The 20,972-nt window shown below is 40.3% G+C and carries 19 protein-coding genes and 1 pseudogene; 11 read left to right on the top strand and 9 right to left on the bottom strand.

The features are described from left to right. Window positions 1–276: 276 nt before the first annotated feature. The 6 genes from FCR06_RS06855 to FCR06_RS06880 form a co-directional block, all read right to left on the bottom strand. Window positions 277–1,677, bottom strand: a complete 1,401-nt coding sequence (locus FCR06_RS06855; RefSeq protein ID WP_138498081.1) for a sugar porter family MFS transporter — start codon at window positions 1,675–1,677, stop codon at window positions 277–279. 143 nt (window positions 1,678–1,820) lie between these two features. After that, window positions 1,821–2,816, bottom strand: coding sequence for an ABC transporter permease subunit (locus FCR06_RS06860; RefSeq protein WP_138498082.1), 996 nt, complete (start codon window positions 2,814–2,816; stop codon window positions 1,821–1,823). Then, entirely contained in the window at window positions 2,813–4,366 is a 1,554-nt protein-coding gene (locus FCR06_RS06865; RefSeq protein WP_138498083.1) for a sugar ABC transporter ATP-binding protein, read from the bottom strand. Before FCR06_RS06865 ends, FCR06_RS06860 begins: the two co-directional genes overlap by 4 nt. A 194-nt stretch (window positions 4,367–4,560) precedes the next feature. Then, window positions 4,561–5,598 (bottom strand): ABC transporter substrate-binding protein, encoded by a 1,038-nt coding sequence (locus FCR06_RS06870; RefSeq protein ID WP_138498084.1) that lies wholly within the window; start codon window positions 5,596–5,598, stop codon window positions 4,561–4,563. Between the two features lie 32 nt (window positions 5,599–5,630). Then, window positions 5,631–6,644 carry an ABC transporter substrate-binding protein gene (locus FCR06_RS06875; RefSeq protein ID WP_138498085.1) on the bottom strand — a complete coding sequence of 338 codons (1,014 nt, stop codon included), beginning with the start codon at window positions 6,642–6,644 and terminating at the stop codon, window positions 5,631–5,633. Window positions 6,645–7,421: 777 nt separating this feature from the next. Beyond that, window positions 7,422–8,318 carry an inositol oxygenase family protein gene (locus tag FCR06_RS06880; RefSeq protein ID WP_138498086.1) on the bottom strand — a complete coding sequence of 299 codons (897 nt, stop codon included), beginning with the start codon at window positions 8,316–8,318 and terminating at the stop codon, window positions 7,422–7,424. 541 nt (window positions 8,319–8,859) lie between these two features. Between FCR06_RS06880 and FCR06_RS06885 the strand changes: the two genes are divergently transcribed. Next, entirely contained in the window at window positions 8,860–9,924 is a 1,065-nt protein-coding gene (locus FCR06_RS06885) for an HlyD family secretion protein (protein WP_138498087.1), read from the top strand. A gap of 323 nt (window positions 9,925–10,247) precedes the next feature. On the opposite strand, the gene FCR06_RS06890 is transcribed toward FCR06_RS06885, so the two are convergent. Next, window positions 10,248–11,039, bottom strand: coding sequence for an S-adenosyl-l-methionine hydroxide adenosyltransferase family protein (locus FCR06_RS06890; RefSeq protein WP_138498088.1), 792 nt, complete (start codon window positions 11,037–11,039; stop codon window positions 10,248–10,250). Between the two features lie 125 nt (window positions 11,040–11,164). Between FCR06_RS06890 and FCR06_RS34190 the strand changes: the two genes are divergently transcribed. After that, window positions 11,165–11,287: a hypothetical protein gene (locus FCR06_RS34190; protein ID WP_262984649.1), complete on the top strand. Its 123-nt coding sequence runs from the start codon at window positions 11,165–11,167 to the stop codon at window positions 11,285–11,287. Between the two features lie 12 nt (window positions 11,288–11,299). Beyond that, window positions 11,300–11,464 (top strand): hypothetical protein, encoded by a 165-nt coding sequence (locus FCR06_RS32440; protein ID WP_189523339.1) that lies wholly within the window; start codon window positions 11,300–11,302, stop codon window positions 11,462–11,464. A gap of 63 nt (window positions 11,465–11,527) precedes the next feature. Here FCR06_RS32440 and FCR06_RS06895 read toward each other — a convergent pair whose 3' ends face one another. Further along, entirely contained in the window at window positions 11,528–11,884 is a 357-nt protein-coding gene (locus tag FCR06_RS06895; RefSeq protein WP_138498089.1) for a DUF1815 family protein, read from the bottom strand. Window positions 11,885–12,030: 146 nt separating this feature from the next. After that, window positions 12,031–12,516 carry a gluconokinase gene (locus FCR06_RS06900; protein ID WP_138498090.1) on the bottom strand — a complete coding sequence of 162 codons (486 nt, stop codon included), beginning with the start codon at window positions 12,514–12,516 and terminating at the stop codon, window positions 12,031–12,033. Between the two features lie 345 nt (window positions 12,517–12,861). On the opposite strand from FCR06_RS06900, the gene FCR06_RS06905 reads away from it, so the two are divergent. The 8 genes and pseudogenes from FCR06_RS06905 to FCR06_RS33400 form a co-directional block, all read left to right on the top strand. Then, window positions 12,862–13,902: a LacI family DNA-binding transcriptional regulator gene (locus tag FCR06_RS06905; protein WP_138498091.1), complete on the top strand. Its 1,041-nt coding sequence runs from the start codon at window positions 12,862–12,864 to the stop codon at window positions 13,900–13,902. A gap of 37 nt (window positions 13,903–13,939) precedes the next feature. Next, window positions 13,940–15,379 carry a glucuronate isomerase gene (gene uxaC, locus FCR06_RS06910; protein WP_223280054.1) on the top strand — a complete coding sequence of 480 codons (1,440 nt, stop codon included), beginning with the start codon at window positions 13,940–13,942 and terminating at the stop codon, window positions 15,377–15,379. 206 nt (window positions 15,380–15,585) lie between these two features. Next, a complete protein-coding gene (locus FCR06_RS06915; protein WP_138498092.1) occupies window positions 15,586–16,440 on the top strand; it encodes an SDR family oxidoreductase in 855 nt (284 codons plus the stop codon). Window positions 16,441–16,442: 2 nt separating this feature from the next. Then, window positions 16,443–17,702 carry a lactate racemase domain-containing protein gene (locus FCR06_RS06920; protein ID WP_138498093.1) on the top strand — a complete coding sequence of 420 codons (1,260 nt, stop codon included), beginning with the start codon at window positions 16,443–16,445 and terminating at the stop codon, window positions 17,700–17,702. Between the two features lie 311 nt (window positions 17,703–18,013). Further along, the gene (locus FCR06_RS06925) at window positions 18,014–18,511 is read left to right on the top strand and encodes a DUF6174 domain-containing protein (protein WP_138498094.1); all 498 of its coding nucleotides are present in this window, start codon (window positions 18,014–18,016) and stop codon (window positions 18,509–18,511) included. 534 nt (window positions 18,512–19,045) lie between these two features. After that, window positions 19,046–19,240: an ATP-binding protein gene (locus FCR06_RS33395; protein WP_317616802.1), complete on the top strand. Its 195-nt coding sequence runs from the start codon at window positions 19,046–19,048 to the stop codon at window positions 19,238–19,240. A 112-nt stretch (window positions 19,241–19,352) separates the two neighbouring features. Next, entirely contained in the window at window positions 19,353–20,534 is a 1,182-nt protein-coding gene (locus FCR06_RS06935) for a sigma-70 family RNA polymerase sigma factor (RefSeq protein WP_138498095.1), read from the top strand. A gap of 223 nt (window positions 20,535–20,757) precedes the next feature. Further along, window positions 20,758–20,972, top strand: a pseudogene (locus FCR06_RS33400) (IS701 family transposase); the annotation flags it as partial.

Genomic DNA, 20,972 nt, shown 5'->3' on the forward strand with positions numbered 1-20,972 from the left:
ACTACGGCTATATTTCAACTTCCTACCACTTACATCATCAGTTAATGTTGCTATAGATTTAACAATTACCAAGTTATTTGTAATTGGTGATTTTAATTAGTTCGCCCTTTTTCTTGATTAGGTTAAATAGATAAACCAAGTGATTATTTATTTTACCAAAACTTTCTTTGATAATATTAGCTTTTTGAGCAATATCACCTGGTTTATGATCTGAACAATTATGCTCGAAAGCTGACGGAGACATCGTTAACTTTTATAGCTATAATTAGATGCTAATTACATGTCTTCTAATTCAATTCCTTTGGTTTCTTTGATAAAGAAGAGAACGAAAAAGAACGAGATAGCTGCTGCAATTGTATACAGACCATAAGCAGAACCCAAGCCGAAATATTGCAGGATAGGAGGAAATGTTGTGGAAACAACGAAATTCGCAACCCATTGCATAGAAGCAGCTACTGAAAGTGCAGCAGCGCGAATTTTATTATTAAACATTTCTCCCAACAGCACCCAGGTCACAGGCCCCCAGGAGAAACCGAAGCAAAATACATAGAGGTTGGCAGCAAAAAGAGCTGCCATACCTGCACTTCCAGTCAGACTAGGATTGCCAGCAGCATCCACCGGAGCGGTTCCAAAAATAGTAGCCATCGTCCCCAAAGTCAAAGTCATGCCGATTGACCCTAAGACGAGTAGAGGCTTGCGTCCAAATTTGTCTACGAAGGCGATCGCAATCAGTGTGGTAATAATATTTACAGCGCCTGTGATCACTGTGATTGACAGTGAATCTTTTTCGGAAAACCCGACAGCCCGCCACAACACACTGCTATAGTAGAAAATTACATTAATACCAACGAATTGCTGAAGTACAGATAAGCCGATTCCAATCCAAACTATGGGTAAAAGTCCGCCACTTCTCCTTAAAAGGTCAGAAAACTTCGGCTCGCGTTCTCGCATCACTGTTTGCCGAATTTCTTCAATTTTTTCTAGGACGTTACCGCCTAAAATCTTCGTCAAAACATTAGCAGCTTCTGGCTCCCGTCCTTGAGCAACTAAGTAGCGTGGGGATTCAGGAATCGTTAAAGCAGCCATACCGTATAACACAGCTGGCGGGACTGCTGTCCAAAACATCCAGCGCCAAGCTGCAACCCCAAACAGAAACGGTGAATCTGCTGAACCTGCTGACACAGCGATAAAGTAGTCGGATAGAAGGGCAATGAAAATTCCCACGACAATTGCTAGTTGCTGGAGAGATCCTAACCTGCCACGCAAATGAGTCGGAGAACATTCAGCAATGTAAGCTGGGGCAATAACGCTGGCTACGCCGATCGCAATTCCACCTAATAGTCGCCAAAAGATAAAATCCCAAATCCCAAAGGCAAGCCCAGAGCCAATAGCACTGATAGTAAACAATCCAGAAGCAACTACCATTGCCTTGATTCGCCCATAACGGTCGGCAATCTGTCCGGCAAAGAAAGCTCCGATGGCAGATCCTAGCAAGGCTAAGGACACAGCTAGACCAGTCACCCAACTACTGATGTTGAAGGCTTTGGAGATAGAGAATACAGCGCCGTTGATTACAGCAGTATCAAAACCGAACAAAAAACCGCCAAGAGCAGCAGCACCAGCAATTAATATGACATAGAACGTGTTTGATTTACGACGAGCAGTTGTCGAGGTCATAATTTTGTCTTAAAAATAGAGCGTCAAAAGTGGGATGTTGGGAGTCAGGTGTAAGGAATTTTGATATTTGTGACAGCACTGAATTAACGAGTCATTGATTGAGATTATGCAATGCCAAAATCTCAATTCTGCTTTCGTTGAATTTAGCGTCTGGAACGTCTGCGAAGTCGGTCTATCATTACCGCTAATATAATTACCAATCCTTTCACGACTAGTTGCCAAAAGAAAGACAGATTCAACAAAGTTAAACCATTGTTGAGAATCGCAATGATTAATGCACCTAAAAGGGTTCCGCCAATCGTACCAATGCCGCCTGTAAAGCTGGTTCCACCCAAAATTACAGCAGCGATCGCATCCAATTCGTAACCTTGACCCAATAAGCCACTAGCACTATAAAGACGGCTGGCGCTCATGATTCCTGCCAAACCGGAGAGCAATCCACTGACACCATAAACAAATAGCAACACGCGATTAACTTTAATTCCAGTTAAGCGTGCGGCTCGTTCGTTACCACCGACTGCATATATCTGCACTCCTAATACAGTCTGTCGCAGGACAAACCAACTAACTAATACTGCTAACAGCGCAATGATGACTAGCCAAGGAAGAGGCCCGACATAACTATTACCCACCCAAGCAAAATCTATGTCCCGGTTAATAACTGTTGTCCCTTTGGCAATTAAGTAGGCAACTCCCCGTAAAGCAGTCAGCGAACCCAGCGTGACAATAAAAGGCGGCACATCCAAAAAGGTAATCAAAGCGCCGTTGAGTAAACCTAAAAGCAATCCTGCCGCTAAACCAGCAGGTACAGCCATCCAACCGATCGCCGGAATTAACGATACCAACAGCGCAACTACGGCAGAAACAGCTAACATTGACCCAACTGAAAGGTCAATGCCTCCGGTGAGAATTACAAACGTCATCCCGGTTGCCAGCACAATATTAATTGATGCTTGGCGCAAGATATTAACGATGTTACCGCCGATCAGGAAGTTGGGAGAAAGAAATGTAAACAAAATGCAGATAATGACGAGAATCGGCAGAATCCCTGCAACTTCCAGGAAAGTGTTGATTGATTTGCGGCGCGCCGCTGGATTATTGCCTGATTTACTCTTGGCTGGCCCGATTGTCTGACTCATGATGTTGATACCTCCGATGCTCCAGTTGCATAATGCATAATATTTTCTTGGGTTATTTCTTTCTCTGGGCTGCCATCAAGTTCGCCTACTAGCCGTCCTTCTCGCATCACCAGAACGCGATCGCTCAATCCCACAACTTCTGGTAGTTCGCTGGAAACCATCAAAATCGCTACGCCTTGGGCTGCCAATTCGCTGATAATTCGGTAAATTTCGCTTTTAGCTCCGATATCTACGCCGCGTGTCGGCTCATCCAACATCAGTATTCTGGGTTTAATAGCTAGCCAACGTGCCAGTAGCAGCTTTTGCTGATTTCCCCCAGAAAGATCCACGGCTCTGATTTCTAAATTCGCCAGGCGGATATTAAAGTTTTCCACCGCTTGCTTCGCCAAGAGATTAACTGAACCCCAGTTGACGACACCAGCTTTGGCATCTTGCTTGAGTGTGTTCAGGGCAATATTCTTACGCGAACTCATTTCTAAAAATAAACCCTGGTCTTTGCGGTCTTCCGGGACGTAACCAATTCCGGCAGCAATCGCATCACTAGGCGAATTAATATTTAATTTCATGCCATTGAGCAAGACTTCACCACTTACTTTACGGTCAGCACCAAAAATCAGCCGAGATACTTCTGTGCGTCCTGCACCAACTAGCCCTGCTAAACCGACAATTTCGCCAGCACGAATTTGCAAACTAGTCGGCTCAACTTTGCGTCCGTCAGAAATATTTCTAACTTCCAACACCACCGGGCCGGGATTGGTTTGCCGTTGATGTTCGTAAAAATCCTGCATTGAGCGACCGACCATCATTTGTACTAATCGCTGGGCAGAAATTTCATCCCGCGTCAGACTGCCAATGTATTGACCATCACGCAGCACGCTAATTCGGTCAGCCAATGCATATATTTCTTCCATGCGGTGACTGATGTAGATAATCGCGATACCGTCATCTTTGAGTCGGCGAATGACTTCAAATAAATGCTGAGTTTCGCGGTCAGATAGTGCTGCTGTCGGCTCATCCATCACCAAAACGCGGCTTTTGTCCTTCAGTGCCCGTGCAATTTCTACTTGCTGCTGTTCGGCGATCGATAAGCTACCAACGATTGTTTGTCCTCTAAAAGTTGCTCCGAGGCTTTGCAGCACTTCCCGTGCTTCCTCTTCCATTCCTTTACGGTCTAAAAATTGACCTTTTTGTAACTCGCTACCCATAAAAATATTTTCGGTAACGGTTAAATTAGGTGCAACATTCAGTTCTTGATAGATAAGATTAATACCTGCTTGGCGTGCTGAAGCCGGATCGGTAATTTTGACAGGTTGACCGTTGATGCGAATCTCGCCTTCATCAGCAATGTAAGCCCCTGCCAAGATTTTCATCAACGTGCTTTTGCCTGCTCCGTTTTCACCCATCAAGGCATGAACCTCTCCTGGATAAATCGTCAGATTAACGTTTTCCAGAGCAGATACACCGTGAAATCGTTTACAAACCCCTTGCATTTCTAATATTGGAGTAGCAGTTGGTATGTGAGGAAAAAAGGTTTCAATACTTGTTGTCATAAACTGATTCTCTAAAAATAGTTTAGAATTCGCTATTGTGAGTTAGAAATCAACTCGCGCCTGATGTGAAGTTTGAATACATTACATTGTGATTGCCCATACATTATGCATATGTGCAAAGATTTTACAAATCTACTAAATGATTCACATTGGACATAATTTTTTCTTCCTAATTCACAATTATTATTGATTAATTACCAACCTTTCTCTGTGCTGACGTTATCTTTTGTAATCAGCTTGACTGGAATTAAAATGGTAGGGTTACTAGGTTTTTTCCCATGTAAGATATCGTTGCCAACCTCAACAGCTTTTGCAGCCATCCCGCGAGGACTTTGAGTAGCAGTTGCCGCATATATACTATCTTTGGCGGCGATCGCATTAATAGCTTCTGGCGCACCATCAACTCCCACAATAAAGAAATCTTTACGTTGTGCTTGATTAGCTGCTAGTTCTGCTCCCACACCACTGGGGTCGTTGATGGCAAAGACAGCATCAATTTTAGGAAAGGTTGTGAGCAAATCAGTCATGACTCTCAGCCCTCCATCCCTATTACCCTCTGCATTCTGGTCTTTAGAAAGAATTTTGATATCAGGATATTTGGATAATACGTTTTGGCAACCGTTAACTCGTTGAATCACCGAGTCCACTTGCGGTCCGTTGACGATTACGACACTTCCTTTGCCTTTGAGGCGGTCAGCTATATATTTACAAGCAACTTCTCCAGCTTGCACATTATTAGTAGTAACGGTAGCATCCACACCACCCTCTGCACCTGTATCGACTGCAATTACGATTCTGCCTGCTTGTTTAGCTTTTTCTACTGCTGGTTTAATACCACTTTTATCAGCAGCATTCAGGATAATAACATCAGTATTCGCTGCTGTAAAATTTTCAATTTGATTGGCTTGTTGGTTGAGGTCATAGGCACTAGAAACTACAGTCGTCCTAACATCATTTCCCCCTATTTTCTTAGCTGTTGCTTCAATTTCTTGTCCCATCAACACGAAGAAAGGGTTACTTAAATCGCCAGCGGTAAAAGCTACCGATCGCAATTTCCCATCCCCACTACCAGTTTTATTCTCTGCGCTAGTATTAGTAGCACTATTAGGAGCAGTGTTGGTATCAGGATTAGTAGCAGTATTGCCATTTTGAGAGCCATTTGAGCATCCAATCAAAGTACTACTGGCCAAACCTATTAAACTAGCAGCGATCGCAATTCTTTTCACGTTCATATATCTCCAACATATTATTGAATTTTTATTACTTACCAACCTTTGTAGCTATTAAGGTTGTCGCGGGTGACTAACTTGACTGGAACGAGAATCTCAGAATTACTCGGTTTTTTACCTTGCTTGACATCGTTACCAATCTCCACTGCTTTTCGCGCCATCCCCGCCGGGTCTTGAGCAGCTGTTGCAACAAATACACCGTCTTTGTCTTCCATTGCTTTGGTTGCATCTGGCGAACCATCAACCCCAACAATAAAGAATTCYTTGCGTCTTGCTTGTCTGGCTGCTAAATCTGCGCCGACACCGCTTTGGTCGTTAGTAGCGAAAACAGCATCAATTTGAGGAAAAGTTGTGAGTATATCGCCCATGACTCTCAGTCCGCCATCCCTCGTTCCTTCGGCGTTTTGGTCGGAGATGATTTTAATATCGGGATATTTAGATAATAAATTCTTACAACCACTCACTCGCTGATTGATTGAGTCCATCGGCGTACCGTTGAGGATAACTACACTACCTTTACCTTGGAGGCGATCGCTAATATATTTGCAAGCTATTTCTCCTGCTTGCGTGTTGTTAGAACTAATCATCGCATCCACATCTGCATCAACGGCTGAATCTACAGCAATCACAACTCTACCTGCGTTCCTCGCACCATCAATTGCTGGTTTAATTCCTTTTTTGTCAACTGCGCTGAGGATAATTATGTCAGTATTCGCCGATGTGAAATTTTCTATTTGGTTGGTTTGTTGGTTCAGGTCAAAGGCACTCGACACGGCATTAACTCTAATATTATTGCCAAGTTTCTTTGCTTGTTCTTCAGCGCCTTTTTCCATCGCTACATAAAAGGGATTACCCAAATCGCCAAGAGCTACCCCGACTGTTTGTAATTTTCCTTTTGCTGTACTAACCTGATTTTCTAAACTAGCATTAGTAGCTGTGTTAGTATCGGTATTAATAGTAGCGTTGGTATTTTCAGACTTATTTTTGCAACTTACAAGTGTACTACTAACTAAACTTAATAAGCTAGCCGCAAGCGCAATTTTCTTCATATTACTAGATTTATAACAAGGTATTCAAATCCGATAAATTCAGCATCACCTTCATTTGCAAAGTTATCGCTATCTTTACTATCTCTAATAATTCAGAGATAAAATTGACCGATTTAAACTCATTTTTAATTTTGATGATGTCTTTTATTTAATTTGATTAATTTCATAAAATATCTTGTTTAATCAAACAAAATCTTAAACAATCAATCTTTTTTTTCAAACTGACATTTTTATGAAACTAAAAATTTGTAACTCTATGAGGATAAAAACAGTTGTTAGCTAAAGCTTTTAAAACAGTGTTTTATCAAGCTTGTGATTTCTAAATTCTATTTGACTTTCTTTTAGTTTATCCTGTACTGTTACAAAAACGAACTCAATTTAACTATCTTTACAAAATATAGAATCCTATTGAATCTCTTGGTAATTTCAAGTTTGTACTCCAAGCACTTGTAAAAAATTAATAATTCGTACTTAAATCATGATTTTATAAAAGTTAATAAATCTGACTTAAATCGTATTGACAAGAATTAAGAGCTTACTCAGTGATTTTATTTTAAAGTTGATATTCTATTGTCAGATAGCAATGTATATTGATAAATCTCCTGAAAGCTTGTTTTCAAAATGACTCAAATATGCGTTTGAAATGTATTTACTTTTTATTTGTCCTCAATTCTCCAAAAACCTAATAGCGAACAGGGAAAAGTCTTTCCTATTTCCTGTTCCTGCTGAGAGCCACAGACCTCTACTTCTATAAGTAGGAAGTTTGGAATAGAGTCTTTAAAATTTTAAGGTAGAAGGCAAATACTTTGCGGCTAAATCTTCATAGTATGGTCTGAGTTTTTGCCAATCAGGAGGATTAGGGTTTTTTGAATACAAATCGTAGGGATTGAATAACTTCACCCATTTAAACATTTCTTTATCATGTTGATCCATCAAATGCTCGTATGCGTTTTCACGATGTTGTGGATAAAAGGAGTGATAGCGGAGGATGTACAATGCTGGTTCGGGTAAATAGTTTTTTAGCATGTAATATACATACTCATCGTGACCCCAGGACATTTGTACGTTACTCAATCCGCAATTCGGTTCGTAAACACCATACTTAGTGTTATATAGAGGGTTATTGTGATCGTAATTTTCTGTGAAAAATTCAGAGAAAACAATTTTATCCGAGAATGCACAACCTACAGGATAGGTATCGCCTACTGTAGCCCATTGAGGTTCACCAAATAAGCAAAGTACCTTTCCCATATCATGAAACAAGCCGGTAAGAACCATCCAGTCAGGGTGAGAGTCAGCGCGAATAGCTTCTGATGTTTGCAATAGATGCTGTAACTGATCCAAGTCTGTATCGGGATCTGAATCATCGACCAATTGATTCAAAAATTCAAATGCATCCCAAACAGACATTTCTTTTTTATCTAATTTCAGAAAATTTTCTTTTTTTCGTAGTACAAAGTTATATGTTTGATTAATATGATTTAATCGATAAAACTCTTTGACTGTATTTCTTGTAGTCGTTTCGTAATTCCTGTACGCTTCTACAGTTTTACCTTCTTGAACTATATTATTAGGGTCGGGATAGCGATTAAGTAAGTCTTCTTCCCATTCTTCTAGCGAATCTAAGGGATTGTTTTGAGCTTGTTTAGTGAGACGATCTAGAGTTTGAGACATGTCTTTCTACCTACTTTTTTTACTGATTTGTGAGTTAAATAATATTTTTGCTGTTCATATTATGCACAAGTGTGCAAAGCCTGTATTGATTTTATTTTTGCACACGTGTGCAAATCATAATGTTAAGTTTCTTTTCTTGTTTGTATATCTGTGCATCAATAACTTTATCTATACCAGGCGCCCCGTGTGTTCTTCGTAGTGATGAGCTTATACCATAGCGATCACACCAAACTCTGTAGCATCTGAGACTCTTGCCAAAGATCCGATAAGTTATTTTCATCACAACTAGAGATGGTATAAGGTTTTTGGCTTGCCAAAACAAAGCTGATAGTGAATCCTGAAAAGGATTGGTGTAGAATAAGTTCCGTAAAAATCTCTTTCGTCTCCAATGCTGCCTGTGGAAAGCCGTTAAAGCAGGAGACAATGAAATTATTTTGAGAGTAATTTATGTATTTAATTAATATTTGCCGTATTCTGTAAGCAGACTAGTTAAACAGTGCCAATACTTATACTGAAATTTTTCTTTACATAAATATCACCGATGAAACTTAAAAATTTTTTACAGCACTCCCAAAACGTTACTAAATTATCAGAACAAGAAACTTCCGTTGTATCGCAACAGGAGCCAACCAACACTTCTAACGAATCGAACAATGTTCTCAAGAAAAGATTATCACTTCTTTGGGTTCGGCATCTGCTACTACTTACAGGATTGGGAGTGTTGTTAAGTGTAATTGCAGTTTATATTGCTAATTATGCTTATAAGCAATGGCAATACACGCAAACAGAGCTAGAAACTGATAATGCTTATGTTACCGCAGAGATAAACCCTGTGACTAGTCGTGTATCAGGAATAGTCACTGAAATTTCATTCAATGATAATCAAGTAGTATCTCCAGGCATGATATTAGTAAAACTTGACAAAAGTAACTATCAATTATCTTTAGCACAGGCAAAAATATCTTTAGAATTAGCTAAACAGCAAGCAGCATTGGCACAAGAGAAAATTCCCAAAATTACTATTGAGATTCCGTCATTACAACCAATTCCTGAAAATAAAAAGGCTCAAATACAACAAGAAGCTTTTATAAGAAAAAGAACTTTACAACTACAAGTTCTGAATCAGCAGAAGAAGATAAATGAGCAACAATATAAGGTAGCCTTAGCTACTTTTGCTCAAAAGCAGGTAGAGGTTAAAAAAGCAGAACTGGAATTTAACTATACTAACATTGCAACTGCGGTCGGTGGAATAGTTGGAAATAAAAATGTTCAAGTCGGACAGCAGGTGCTTCCAGGGCAAACTCTTTTATCAATAATACAGCCACGTCCTTGGATTATTGCCTATTTTCCCGAAAAGCAGTTACAAAAGGTACAACCAGAGCAAAAGGTAAAAATTACGGTTCCAGCCTTTAGTAATCACCAGTTTCAAGGCAAGGTAGATAGTATCGCCTCTATGCCACAAAATAATCTCACGAGCAATTCACCTTCTAGTAATTCACTACATGAAATTCCCGTTAAGATTCTGTTTGATGAGTCTACTATTCAAGGTTACGAATCTCGATTGACTCCGGGAATCTCAGCAGTTGTGAAAATTCAAACTAAGTAGCCTAAGTTCGCTTAATTACTTATAATTTAAAACTCTCCGCGTCCCCTATACCCCTGCTCTTAAGCAAGCAAGAGCGTCTTGGAAACAGAAGTTCACATCGCCCTATGCTGATGAGTCATGACTTGTGTTTGCGTCAGTCCTAATTACAAATATTCATCAAAACATGATATAATATCACAATAATTGCTAATACTAAAGATTACTTCCTAAGTCCATCGCCCCAGGTACATTCAAAAGTCCCCCTTTGCTAGCATCTAAGTGTAGTCTTGATATCAGTGAAAACGTTATATTAGATGACGCTTTTTCAACTTACATCGCCGACTTTAGGCAATTAGAGTTACCTGCTGATTCACACGGGGACGACCAAAGCGCTCCCAAGCACTTCCTCCTCGCAGAAATAGCTCTAAGAAGCGTAATGGCTCTATTGAGTCGCCTCTTGACCAACCTGAACTACCAATAGCGAAGGCCAAAGTTCCTTCAGACACTTTGAAACTGCCATCAGAATACACTGCATCACTGACCACATCTCCAATCCGGATCGCGATTTTAGTTTGAGGCTGCAAGTTAAGTGTATGCGCCGCAATAGTAGTTTTAATGTTGCCGTAGCCATCAATCCAGGCAATTCGATCTGGTGGAACATCTGGGATTTGCTCACTTTTAAGGCTATCTCCCAAAAGGCTGAAATCTTCACCCATGATCGCCCCTGCTGCCACAGGAAACACATCCCGTGAGCGAAACTGCGAACCACCACGAGAAACATTAACTACTCGCAATTCTTTGGTATGGTCTTTGATAAATGAGAGGGTGTATCCCGCATTTACACCCACTACTTTTATCCCATTGGATAAAAGGGCGTAAGTTAGTCCTTCACCTTCGTTGTCCCGACGAGCTTGTGGATCGTCCTGACGAGGCGCGCAATTATGATAAATTAGCCTCTGGCTGGGGCCTGGGTTGAGTCCCAATTGGGCAATCCAGAAACCTGTTGCTAAAGTACTGAATGGCGGAACCGAAAGTAAATGAATTTGGGCATCAGGGAAAGCCATCAGAAGACGTTGCGTGACTTCAGTAAATGCCGGATCTCCTATACCGTAGTCTGCAATAACGCAGATAAACATTCTGCTCCTCCTTGTTTAGGATCATAATTGGCAATCAATCATCAGGCTAATGGGTGGCGTTCAAATACCCCAGTTTACCCGCCTTATCAGCAGTCTAGGTGTAATCTCAACCAGATGCAAGATTTATGCATCAGATTAATGACAACATGAAGCCATTGTTGAGAACTGTGATTACCAATCTAGAGCGATCGCTCCGTTATTTTAACCACACTATTGAAGATATTTCAGCGATCCATTATCAATTTTAATTTTGGTGTGTCGTGGCACAAAAGTATTATTTTTTACAAGTACAGGCGTTACTTTTAGTGTTATGGCAGAAGGCAGTTCTTACTGGAGGTAAAACTATTACTATTCCTAGCATTCACGCTTATCATTATGTTCTAAAGGATGTAATTACGGCTATAACTTCTGCCTTCGACAAATAACAAACCCACGTCCACCATTCATCCGATTGAGGTGTGGGGCATTTAACCTTCAACCAACATTCTTTACTTTACTAAATAAATTTTTTGCAATGGATGCTTAAGAATCTCAATTTTTTGCTCTGGATACTTGACAATATCAGATAACTCGTGCAACTGATTGATTGCTTCTGCCCCCTCTAACTTCATTAATTCGCGGTCATCCCAGATTTCCATCCAAGTAATACCGTAATCAGATACCAAAAACCGAATCAGGTGCTTTTCTCCTAAACTTACCATAAATGAAGCACTCTTGATTTGGTCGCCGCATGTATAGCAAGACGTAAGATACCCACGCTGCTCAAGTACAGTTGATAAAGCTTGTAAGCTAATTACCAAGTCCTGGACAACTTCCTGATATTGTTGCGCTAATCTGAGAAACACTAGTTTCCTCCTATCACTACAGTAATGCGATCACTTTATATTTGTTTTAGATGAGTTTTCGCACAGACACCATTAATCTTGTTTATGTAGACATAACTAAAGATTATGTTTGATTTGACTCGTCCAACGGAACACACCCACAAATGCTAAATTTCTAAAGCTGTTCGGATGTTTTGCACAATTACTTGGGGTGTCTGTATAACATCTATATACATAGTGTCTAATGGTTCTTCTAGAGTAATAAACTGGCTATTAAGGAGTTTTTCGCTCATATAGTGATGATGACGCTCTTGCAACCGCTTTTGAATTAACTCATAAGACCCTTTGAGATAAATTAGCTTGATGCGTTCGCTATCCACAACCAGAAATTGCCGATAGCTTTCTTTGAGAGCCGAACACGCCAGCACCACATTTTTATTTTCTTGTAGCCAGTTTTTAATAGCCGTTCGCAAATCTTGTAACCAAGGTATTCTGTCTGCTTCACTTAGAGGAATACCGCGCCCCATTTTCTCAATATTCTCTAGCGAGTGAAAAGCATCGGCGTCGCTAAATTGCCAGTTTAAAGTATCTGCTAGCATTTTTCCGATGGTAGTTTTGCCAGCTCCCGAAACACCCATAATGATAATAATCATTGATTTATATATCATAGTTTGGCAAAAAAAGTTAATTTCTATCAAATCCAGCTAATTACTTATGATTAAAATTTCTCCGCATTTGCCTAGATTATAAGTCTTTTACCCAAGATGATATTGACTGCGATCGCCACTATCGGCACCTGCCTCAAGAATAATAAAGTAAGTCAACCGGAATATTTATTTTTGAAACAACAAAGTTTTGGTGAACTTTACTTTTTGTTACATTTTGCATTTAACCTAAGTTTTGTGCTTTGTGAGTAGAGTGAATACATTGACATATGACTCAACTTTGCTAATAATAAAATGGTAATGCACACGTTTGCATTATTTATAGTTAAAATTATGAAGAAACGAAAAGTTTCAATCGAAGATATTGCTCGCCGAGCAGGTGTTTCCCATTCCACAGTTTCACGTGCTTTGCGAGATAACTCTCTAATTAGCCCGAAGGTACGAGAGGAAATTAAGAAAATAGCGCGGGAGATGAACTATGTGCCGAACGCGATCGCTCAAAGTTTGCTTTCTGCACGCACTAATACCATTGGGGTAGTAGTGACATCAATCGCAGATCCTTTTTACGCTGAGGTGGTAGAGGGAATTGAACAGGTAGCGAGAACAGCTGGTTTGAGTGTTTTGTTAACTGCTTCACACCGAGATTTCCAGCAGGAAATAGCAGCTATTGATAATTTTCATCGTCGCAGAGTGGACGGGATATTAGTCACCGACTCCCGAATTAATAAAAATAATAGCGACCAAGTAGGGCAAATTGCCGTACCAACAGTTTTGATTAATAGTCAGACACAAGAGCGACCTGAAATATTTCATACAGTGACAGTGGACGACTTTTTAGGTGGTCGGTTGGCGGTAGAGCATCTGATCGGTTTGGGACATAAAACTATTGGTTATTTGGGTGTAGGTGATCGCAGTAACTCAAATCAGCTGCGCTTAGAAGGATATCAGATGGCTCTTAAGGAAGCTGGTTTACCACAAAACAGTGATTGGGTGGCAATTAGCGATGAAGATAATATCAGAATTAGCGATGTTGATACCGGAAAAAAGCTGCTATCTCAACTATTTACAGCTGGCGTAACAAGCATCTTTTGTTACAACGATATGGTAGCAGTTGGCGCTCTGTTAGCTTGTCAGGAACTAGGTATTTCAGTACCACAAGATTTAAGTTTGGTTGGATTTGACGGTATCGCTCTTTCGTGTTACGTTACGCCGCCACTGACAACAGTTTGCCAACCAATGTTGGAAATTGGTCGCTCAGCAATGCAAATATTGCTCGATTTACTAGAGGAAAAAAGCGTGGAAAACCTCCTTCTATCTCCTTTTTTAGTAAAGCGAGGTAGTAGTGCAGCGTTTGGGCAAGGGAGTGGGGGATGAGGGTGATGGGGAGAAATAATCTAATGACTAATGACCAATGACTTGGACAAAAACTATGTTAACTAAAAAATGGAGTTTATCTAGCGATCGCTGCTTCGCTCCAGAACCAATTCAAAGACAGCTAGCACGTCAATTTTTTGAGAGCGTATACACTCTACCCTTGGTCTGTCCCCACGGACATGTAGACCCAGCTTTATTAGCCGACCCAGGAGCGCGTTTTGGTTCGCCAACTGAATTATTGATTATTCCCGATCACTACATTTTCCGGATGCTCTATAGTCGGGGCGTATCTTTGTCAGCTTTGGGCATACCTAGCCGTGATGGTTCACCAGTCGAAACTGACCATCGTAAAATCTGGCAGCTTTTCGCCAACCATTTTTATTTATTCCAAGGTACTCCGTCTGGATTGTGGCTGAAAGACGAACTTACTAACGTCTTTGGGGTGGATGAGCCTTTAAATTCTCGCAATGCTGGGCATATCTATGATTACCTGGAAAAGCTGTTATTGTTACCTGAGTTTTCACCTCGTGCTTTATTCAAAAAGTTTAATATTGAAGTGCTTTGTACTACCGATGCAGTCAGCGATACTCTTGAGTACCATCAATCCCTACACCAAAAACGTTTTACTCAGATCAAACCTACCTTTCGGCCAGATGCAGTAGTTAACTTGGATACTCCTGGTTGGCGGGAGAATCTAACCAAGCTAGAAAGCACTGTTGGGCGAGAAATTAGCACTTACACTACTTTTGTGCAAACTCTAGAAGAACGTCGAGCTTTTTTTAAACAAATGGGCGCGACAGCTACCGACCATAGTGCAGCTACACCTTATACCCAGCGTCTTACCAACCAGGAAGCAGAAGCAATCTTTGCTAGAGGATTAGCTAACAAACTAAATCCTGGTGATGCAGAGCGTTTTACTGGGCACATGTTCATGGAAATGGCTCGGATGAGTCTAGAAGATGGTCTGGTGATGCAAATGCATTGCGGTATTATGCGTAATCATAATTCGGCTGTCTTTGAGCAGTTTGGGTCTGATAAAGGTGCTGATATTCCTTTAAAAATAGAGTGGACGGAAAATTTGCACCCGTTGTTGTCAGAGTACGGTAATCATAAAGACTTTCACTTAATCCTGTTTGGATTGGATGAAAGCACTTATAGCCGGGAACTAGCTCCCTTAGCCGGTCATTATCCCGCAGTCCTCCTGGGGCCGCCTTGGTGGTTTCACGATAGCATCAATGGTATGGAGCGATATTTCAATCAGGTGATGGAAACAGCCGGACTTTATAATACTGCTGGTTTTAACGATGATACCCGGGCTTTCGTTTCCATTCCTGCGCGCCATACAGTCTGGCGACGCGTAGCTTGTAACTGGTTAGCAGGATTAGTAACACGCGGATTAATTGAGGAAGAAGAAGGCTATGAAATGGCTTTTGGTTTAGTTTACGACCTCGCCAAGCTTGCTTACAAATTGAACTAAGTACATGATTTCACAAGTTCATAGCAAAACTTCCATTAAACCTCTGTATTCCTTTGCGCCAACCTTTGTGCTCCTTTGCGTTTAAAAATATTACTTTTTAAACGCAAAGGGATGCAGAGTAAACGCAAAAGAACGCAGAGTTTCATTTGCTACGAATTAGTCAAATGTAGTGTGCGTAATGAAGTAATTAGATAAAGGAATTATCAATGCCAGATTTATTGAATAAACCAGATTTAATTTTAAATCAACTTTTTAGTTTGAAAGACCAAGTAGCAGTAATCACAGGCGGTTCTGGTGTGCTGGGTGGGGCGATGGCGCAGGGTTTAGCGCTTGCGGGAGCGCGAGTAGTCGTTCTCGGTCGCAATCAAGCACGAGCTGATGCGGTTGTGGCTGATATTAGCGCCACCGGTGGCGAAAGTATGGCTGTATTGGCAGATGTTGGCGATCGCTTGCAATTAGAAATAGCCAAACACACCATTTTAAAGCATTGGGGTCAGATAGATATCTTAGTAAACGCCGCTGGTGGTAATATCCCAGCGGCCACAATTACTGCGGATGGTAGTTTTTTTGATATGCCTCACACAGCATTCGAGCAAGTAGTTAATCTGAACTTGGTGGGAACTCTACTACCCAGTCAGGTTTTTGGTCAAGCAATGGTCGAAAGAAATCAACCCCAAGGTTGTATTGTGAATATTTCTTCGATGTCTGCTATCCGTGCAATCAGTCGGGTAGTTGGTTACTCAGCAGCCAAAGCAGCGATAGATAACTTTACTCGTTGGCTAGCTGTAGAACTGGCTCAAAAATATGGAGCCAAGTTGCGAGTCAATGCGATCGCCCCGGGTTTTTTTATTGGCGAACAAAATCGAGATTTACTGCTCAATGCAGATGGAAGTTTAAGCGATCGCGGACAAAAAATTATTAACCAGACCCCTGCTGGACGTTTTGGAGAACCGCACGAATTACTCAGTACCTTGATTTGGCTATGTAGTTCTGGTTCTAGTTTCGTCAACGGGGTAGTTGTGCCGGTAGACGGTGGATTTAGCATCTACAGCGGAGTTTAGAAATGTATTTATTAGCTGTAACTAATAATGGCAGACTTGCAGATGAGGAAATTTCCCAACTAGTTCATCAAGCTTTGGCAGATTCTAGGTTTGATGGACAGCGCATTTTAGTATTAATTCCAGATGCAACCCGCACTGCTCCCATCCCCCAAATGTTTCGATTGCTTCATCGGGAGTTAAATAACAGGGTTGCTGCACTGGATTTTTTGATTGCTCTGGGTACACATAATCCCATGAGTGAGGAACAAATCAATCGTTTAGTTGGGGTAACACCAAAGGAGCGAGAGACAACTTTTAAAGGAGTTCACATCTTTAATCACCTTTGGCATCTCCCAGAAACTTTTGTTTCTTGTGGAGTAATTTCGGCTGCGGAAATAGCAGAAATTAGCGGTGGGATGCTGCATCAGGAAGTTGACGTGCGTGTAAATAAATTGGTAACAGAATATGATTTAATAATTATTTGTGGGCCAGTCTTTCCCCACGAAGTTGTTGGTTTTTCTGGGGGAAATAAATATTTTTTCCCCGGTATTAGCGGTGAGGAAGTGATTAATTTATCACACTGGTTGGGTGCTTTAATTACCTGTTATGAAATTATTGGTACTTCAGGAATAACGCCAGTTCGACGCTTGATTGACCGAGCTGCTAATTTAATTCCTACCCCGAAACTTTGCTTGGCAATGGTGGTTGCACCGAAAACGAATCAGTTAGCTGGACTTTATATAGATAAACCAGAGTTAGCCTGGGAAGCGGCGGCAAAATTATCAGCTAAACTGCATATTAAATATGTAGATCGGCCTTTTAACCAAGTGCTTTCAGTCATGCCCGAAATGTATGATGACATTTGGACAGCTGCGAAGGGAATGTACAAATTAGAACCTGTAGTAGCAGATGGAGGAGAAGTAATTATCTATGCACCTCATATTACTGAATTTAGCTATACACACGGCAAAATATTAGCTGAAATTGGTTATCATGTGCGGGATTATTTTCTCAAACAATGGGATAAATTCCAAGCATATCCTGCGGGAGTGTTAGCTCACAGTACTCACTTGAAAGGGATGGGTACTTTCGAGCCTATAGAAGGGGAAAAAGCCCGGATTCGTGTGACTTTAGCTACTGGTATTTCTCCGGAGCGTTGTGCCGCTCATAACTTGAATTATCGCGATCCGGCTACGATTCAACTAACAGAATGGTCTTATCGAGAGCATGAAGGGATTTTGCTTGTACCGAAGGCGGGCGAGATACTTTACCGGATGAAATAATTATATTTTAAATAGCTTTTTGTGGCGATGCTGCCAAGCACCCGCTTTGGGTATTCGGAGAACTTTTCGGTCTTCTGAAAGTGAGTTGCAATCGTTGAAGAAACACACGGTGATAAATTGAGTTTTAACTCAGTTCTGGGTCAAGGAACAGAATCTATCATTGAAATTCCGGTATAATTTGCGGCGATGTCACTACTTTTCACCCTCAACGACGACACACTGAGGTATTTTAATCAAAATATAAAGCGTATTTAAACAAGTAAATATACTAATATAATAGAATACAGTTTTTTATAAGTTAATAGATTGATATGCGCCTGTCTATCATTATCAGTGTCGGCTTGTTGGTATTTACAGGTCTCAACTTACCAGTCATGTCTCAATCTCCTGTAGAGATAGGACAATCGGCAGCGAATAATAACTTGGCTCAAAGACGATTAAATTTTAATCGCCGTTTATGGAATTATAAAAATATTTCCAACTATCGCTATACATTTAGTAACAGTTGCTTTTGTATACAAGAAGCTAGAGGTCCAGTCATCATTGAAGTACGTAATGGTCAAACAAAGTCAATTATTTCTGTAGCTACAGGTAAACCAGTTGAGAATCGACAATTATTTAACAACTACAACACAATTCCTAAGCTTTTTAATGTTATTCAAGATGCTATCAACCGTAAAGCCTACAGCCTGAATGCACGCTATAATCCAAGATACGGCTTTCCAACTCAAATTAATGTCGATTACAATAGTCAAATAGCTGATGAAGAAATATATCTGACAATTGATAATTTTCAAGAAATTAAATAAATACTCAGCTGATTATTGTTTAGGATAAACTGAAGAAAATTCGCTCCTTTCCTAAAAATGTGAGTATTAATTTAAAACTTAGAATCCAGAATGATTAAAAAATTAAGTGTACTATGGCTTCATCATTTTTTGAAGCTAATTAAGTATAGTATTAAAGTCTTTTAAATTCTGACTTTTATTTATTGCATCCATATTTCCATACTGTAAGGATTTCATTAATTTGAAATTGATGGTATATTTACGGACTGCTGTAGAAAAAATTTTGCATTGCTGAATTCAGGTATGAATTTACCTCACCCACAGACGCAGGGGAAAGTCTGAGCGGAGGTTTCCGACCATCGGAACTTTCCAAGACAGAGGCGCACAGAGCAAGAGTTTGAGATATTGAGTTTTCAAATTTCATACTTCAATTCAGCAACGTCAAAATTTGGGTAGGATGACTACACAATATTTGAAGTTGATAAGTCCCCAACTGAGAACTCGATTAGATGGCGGATTATCGGGTCATTAATAGGGTGTAGGGGGTGGCTGAGTGTGATAAAACCCTATTTATTTAATCCTTTCTTTACTACTAAAGCTGTTGGTAAAGGTACAGGTTTAGGATTATCTATCAGTTACCAAATCATTGTAGAGCAGCATCAAGGAAATTTGGAGTGTCAATCGACATTTGGGGAAGGTGCAAAGTTCATTATTACGTTGCCGATCAAACATCATAAATTTAATATGTAATGAATTAAGCTGCCCTTGGATCTAAATTGCACATCTTTGCGTGTTGGCTGTTGACGGTTGACAGTTAACCGTCAACAGTCAACAGTTGACGAACCCTTACTCAGCACTTTTTATGCAACCTCGACAAACCATCATTGAAATTTTTTCAACTTTTATACAATTTGCTGGCGATCGCTTTAGTCGTTGGGCGATGGAATCAAGTTTGCGTCGCAGTATCCAAAGTTGTGTCAACCAGACGCCACAAGAAACTTCAGAATATTTTTGGGCGCTTTATTGGTATAAGTTTTGGCAGCTTCCCAAAACTGAGGTACTAGCTAGGCAACACCTCATAGCCTACTTGCAAGAACCTTGTTATTGGGCATCTCAAAAAATAGTAAGTAATTTTGCTAGCACTCAGTATAAATTTTCAGACTGTTTTCAGATTGCGATCGCCCAAGTTGATAAAATCCTCAAAGGTTTTAATCCCAATCAAGGTTTTTCTTTAAAAAACTACGCCAACGCTATTTTTAGCGGTGCTATCCGCGAAACTTTACGTAAAAATAGCGAAATTGATATCTGTACAGACTGGGGACTATTGCGAAAAATTACTAAAAAGTTTTTAGTAGAATCCTTGGAAAATGCTGGTTTATCTCCAGAGGATATTAATGCTTATATTCTGGCTTGGGAATCTTTTAAAACCTTGTATATTCCTACGAAAACTGGTACTTCTCGCCAACTTTCTCGACCCAACGATGCAATTTGGCAAGCAATTGCTAAAGCTTATAATTCACAAAGTAGTCAACAAGTCAATCCCCAAGCTTTGGAAAAATGGCTGCTCAATTGTGCTAAAGCTGTACGCAAATATCGCTATCCAACACCGGAGTCTTTGAATATCCCTAAAGGTAGCGATGATTCTTGGGAGTGGTTAGATAATCTTCCAGGTAGCCAACAAGAATCTCTGATTAATGAAATTGTCGCCCAAGAAGAAGAACAAGCCAGAATTTCTCAGCAAATTGAGATTAACAAAGTTTTAGTAGTGGCGATCGCTCAACTTGAACCGCAATTACAAGAAATTATAAAACTTTACTACGGCAAACAACTCACTCAAGACAAAATTGCTAAACAATTACAAATGCAGCAATATACAGTCTCCCGGCGACTAAAAAAAGCGCAAGAAGGTTTATTACGGTCTTTAGCTAACTGGAGTCGAGATAATTTGCATATTACAGTAACATCAGACCTACTCAAAAGTATAAATATGGTGATGGAGGAATGGCTGAGAAATTACTGGGGATTGATGACTGTTGAGTGTTGAGTGTGAGCAGGGAGATATCTTTTGATTTATTTTACCGTTTCTTTGTGAAGCTGCGCCAAATCGTAACTTTTTTAACGCAAAGGTACGCGGAGGTTTTCTAAAGATAATTCGCTACGTCCCAAAATAATTAGGCGCATCTTCATAGAGAATTGGTATCAGCCCTCTTTTGTTACTACGGGGAAAGTATAATCAGGAAGAAAACCAGAAACAGTAAGTAATAAAGATGGTTACGCCGCGTAGACAGGCAGTAAGCACAGTTGCCTTCATAGATAACTATTGTCAACACTATTATTCATTATTTGAGGATGTGAGACATTTTGAAGCATTCAAGTTTTTACACTTGGGAATGCTATCAAAAATGCCACAGAAATCTCTGCCGGAGATAGCCAAAATAGTAGGACTCAAAGACGGTCAGTCACTACATCATTTTTTGAGAGA

Source organism: Nostoc sp. PA-18-2419, from assembly GCF_005869855.1.
GTDB lineage: Bacteria > Cyanobacteriota > Cyanobacteriia > Cyanobacteriales > Nostocaceae > Nostoc.

Excerpts from the sequence above, each read along its gene's own strand:
- uxaC (WP_223280054.1), top strand. The coding sequence starts at position 13,940 with ATGACTTGGACAAAAACTATGTTAACTAAAAAATGGAGTTTATCTAGC.
- FCR06_RS06900 (WP_138498090.1), bottom strand. The coding sequence starts at position 12,516 with ATGATTATTATCATTATGGGTGTTTCGGGAGCTGGCAAAACTACCATC.
- FCR06_RS06925 (WP_138498094.1), top strand. The coding sequence starts at position 18,014 with ATGCGCCTGTCTATCATTATCAGTGTCGGCTTGTTGGTATTTACAGGT.
- FCR06_RS06915 (WP_138498092.1), top strand. The coding sequence starts at position 15,586 with ATGCCAGATTTATTGAATAAACCAGATTTAATTTTAAATCAACTTTTT.
- FCR06_RS06890 (WP_138498088.1), bottom strand. The coding sequence starts at position 11,039 with ATGTTTATCTGCGTTATTGCAGACTACGGTATAGGAGATCCGGCATTT.
- FCR06_RS34190 (WP_262984649.1), top strand. The coding sequence starts at position 11,165 with ATGCATCAGATTAATGACAACATGAAGCCATTGTTGAGAACTGTGATT.
- FCR06_RS06905 (WP_138498091.1), top strand. The coding sequence starts at position 12,862 with ATGAAGAAACGAAAAGTTTCAATCGAAGATATTGCTCGCCGAGCAGGT.
- FCR06_RS06865 (WP_138498083.1), bottom strand. The coding sequence starts at position 4,366 with ATGACAACAAGTATTGAAACCTTTTTTCCTCACATACCAACTGCTACT.
- FCR06_RS06855 (WP_138498081.1), bottom strand. The coding sequence starts at position 1,677 with ATGACCTCGACAACTGCTCGTCGTAAATCAAACACGTTCTATGTCATA.
- FCR06_RS06880 (WP_138498086.1), bottom strand. The coding sequence starts at position 8,318 with ATGTCTCAAACTCTAGATCGTCTCACTAAACAAGCTCAAAACAATCCC.
- FCR06_RS06920 (WP_138498093.1), top strand. The coding sequence starts at position 16,443 with ATGTATTTATTAGCTGTAACTAATAATGGCAGACTTGCAGATGAGGAA.
- FCR06_RS06935 (WP_138498095.1), top strand. The coding sequence starts at position 19,353 with ATGCAACCTCGACAAACCATCATTGAAATTTTTTCAACTTTTATACAA.
- FCR06_RS06870 (WP_138498084.1), bottom strand. The coding sequence starts at position 5,598 with ATGAACGTGAAAAGAATTGCGATCGCTGCTAGTTTAATAGGTTTGGCC.
- FCR06_RS06885 (WP_138498087.1), top strand. The coding sequence starts at position 8,860 with ATGAAACTTAAAAATTTTTTACAGCACTCCCAAAACGTTACTAAATTA.
- FCR06_RS06860 (WP_138498082.1), bottom strand. The coding sequence starts at position 2,816 with ATGAGTCAGACAATCGGGCCAGCCAAGAGTAAATCAGGCAATAATCCA.